Annotated in this window: 2 protein-coding genes; both read left to right on the top strand. The window is 47.2% G+C overall.

What is annotated here, in order from left to right; all coding sequences use genetic code 11:
- Positions 1-19 precede the first annotated feature (19 nt).
- Positions 20-931: a cytochrome c oxidase subunit II gene (locus Q0541_RS02710; RefSeq protein WP_298905182.1), complete on the top strand. Its 912-nt coding sequence runs from the start codon at positions 20-22 to the stop codon at positions 929-931.
- Positions 932-945: 14 nt separating this feature from the next.
- A partial coding sequence (gene ctaD / locus Q0541_RS02705) for a cytochrome c oxidase subunit I (RefSeq protein WP_298905180.1) occupies positions 946-2626 on the top strand: 1681 nt, incomplete at its 3' end.

The following is a 2626-nucleotide window of genomic DNA, read 5'->3' as shown; positions in this document are numbered from 1 at the left end:
TGCCCAATAACCAATGACCATGAAAATCCAGAAGATTTTAAATATTTTGACGCTGCTTACAGGCGCGATCGCAGTGACTCTTACAAGTCTCTGGATCGGGAAGCAGGTTTACTCCTGGCTTCCCCCCCAAGCAGCAGCCGAATCTCAACTAATTGATGATTTGATTAGCTTCTTAGTAACCCTCGGTGCCTTCATTTTCTTGGGAGTAACAAGTACTCTGATGTATTCTGTGATCTTCCATCGGGCAGTCAAAGATGACTTCACCGACGGACCCCCAATTGAAGGCAATATCACCTTAGAAGTTGTCTGGACAGCGATCCCAATTCTTTTGGTGTTTTGGATTGCGGGCTATAGCTACCAAGTTTACGAACAAATGGGGATTCAAGGCCCATCAGAATTAGTTCACCTGCATAATCCATTGGCAGTAGCAGCAAAAGATGTATCAGCTAATGCTTTAGCACAACCCGTTGAGAAAATCGACGTCCTAGCTAAACAATGGGCCTGGGTTTTTCATTACCCAGAGAGAGATGTCACCAGTACTGAATTGCATTTACCGAGCGATCGCCGGGTGCGTTTGGCACTGCGATCGCAAGACGTTCTCCACGGCTTCTATATACCTGCATTTCGCCTCAAGCAGGATATTATTCCCAACCATGCGCTCGACTTTGAATTTACTCCTATCCGCCCTGGTCAATACCGATTGACCGATTCCCAATACAGCGGCACATACTTTGCGACGATGCAGGCAAATGTAGTCGTCGAATCTCCTGAAGATTATCAGCAGTGGCTGGCTCAAGCTGCAACCCAAAAGCCATCGCTTGCAAATAATCAGGCAGCTTCTGAATATGCTCAAACATCCAATCAATCAGTCCAAACTGGTTGGGTCACAGTTCCACCTGCTGCACCGACTCTAGTCAATTCTCCTGGTTGAAAGGAAAGTAACCCATGACTAATGTTCCTATTGAAGGCATCATTTTCCCTAGTGAGAAGCCTAACCACGAATCTCCAAGTAACTGGAAAGAATACTTCAGCTTTAGTACTGACCATAAGGTAATTGGTATTCAGTATCTTGTTACTTCTTTCTTCTTCTTTCTCGTCGGCGGTATTTTTGCGATGGTGATGCGGGGAGAACTGCTAACACCCGAATCAGATTTAGTCGATCGCACTGTCTACAACGGCATGTTTACCATGCACGGCACTGTGATGCTGTTTTTGTGGACATTTCCTTCCCTAGTTGGTTTTGCTAATTATCTAGTGCCACTGATGATTGGGGCGCGAGATATGGCATTTCCCCGCCTCAACGCCGTTGCCTTTTGGATGGTGCCAGTAGTCGGGATTTTGATGATGGGTAGCTTCTTTGTCCCTGGTGGCCCAGCCCAAGCCGGTTGGTGGTCTTACCCGCCCGTCAGTCTCCAGAATCCCACAGGTAACTTGATTAATGGTCAAGTTATCTGGCTGTTGGCGGTGGCAATATCCGGCGTATCCTCAATTATGGGGGCAGTAAACTTTGTCACCACAATCGTGAAGATGCGGGCCCCAGGAATGGGCTTCTTCAGAATGCCCTTGTTTGTCTGGGGAGTGCTTAGTGCCCAGATTATCCAACTATTTGGACTACCTGCACTGACGGCGGGGGCAGTGATGCTACTACTCGACCTCACAGTTGGCACTAGCTTTTTTGACCCAGCCAAGGGTGGGAATCCAGTTATGTTCCAGCATTACTTCTGGTTCTACTCCCACCCCGCCGTTTACGTGATTATTTTGCCTGTGTTTGCGATTTTCTCAGAAATCTTCCCGGTTTATTCACGTAAACCTCTATTTGGTTACAAAGTAGTTGCCATTTCATCCATCTTGATTGCATTAGTCAGCGGTATTGTTTGGGTACACCATATGTACGTCAGCGGTACCTCAGGCTTGATGCGGTTGATTTTCATGATGACAACAATGTGCGTGTCTGTACCGACTGGTATTAAGGTATTTGCTTGGGTAGCGACTATCTGGGGAGGTAAACTGCGACTGCACACACCGATGCTGTTCGCTCTAGGTGCGTTGATCATGTTTGTGTTCGCCGGAATCACAGGCATCATGCTTTCTTCCGTGCCGGTTGATGTCCACGTTAATAACACTTACTTTGTAGTGGGTCACTTCCACTACGTTCTCTACGGCACAGTGACGATGGGCTTGTATGCTGCAATTTACCACTGGTTCCCCAAGATGACTGGGCGGATGTACTCCGAAAGCTGGGGTAAAATCCACTTCTGGTTAGCCTTCATCGGCACTAACCTCAACTTTTTGCCGATGCATCCCTTAGGATTGCAAGGGATGTTACGCCGAGTTGCTTCCTACGCCCCAGAGTATCAATTCTGGAATGTCATTGCTAGCCTGGGCGGATTTTTGTTGGGAATGTCCACTTTACCTTTCATTTTCAACATGGTGATTTCTTGGATGCAAGGCGAGAAAGCACCTGATAATCCTTGGCGGGCAATTGGATTAGAGTGGTTAGTTTCTTCACCGCCCCCAGTAGAAAACTTTGAAGAAATTCCGATCATCATTTCTGAACCCTACGGCTACGGCAAATCTGAACCGTTGACAGCTAACCTACGCGAAAACACTCACTCAACATTGACAA

Origin of the sequence: uncultured Nostoc sp. (genome assembly GCF_937863485.1) — a bacterium.
GTDB lineage: Bacteria > Cyanobacteriota > Cyanobacteriia > Cyanobacteriales > Nostocaceae > Nostoc.
Note: the sequence above shows the minus strand (reverse complement) of the source record. Positions and strands in the feature narration are given on the sequence as shown.

Bases quoted from the DNA above. Each gene is read 5' to 3' on its own strand.
- Q0541_RS02710 (WP_298905182.1), top strand. From the start codon at position 20: ATGAAAATCCAGAAGATTTTAAATATTTTGACGCTGCTTACAGGCGCG.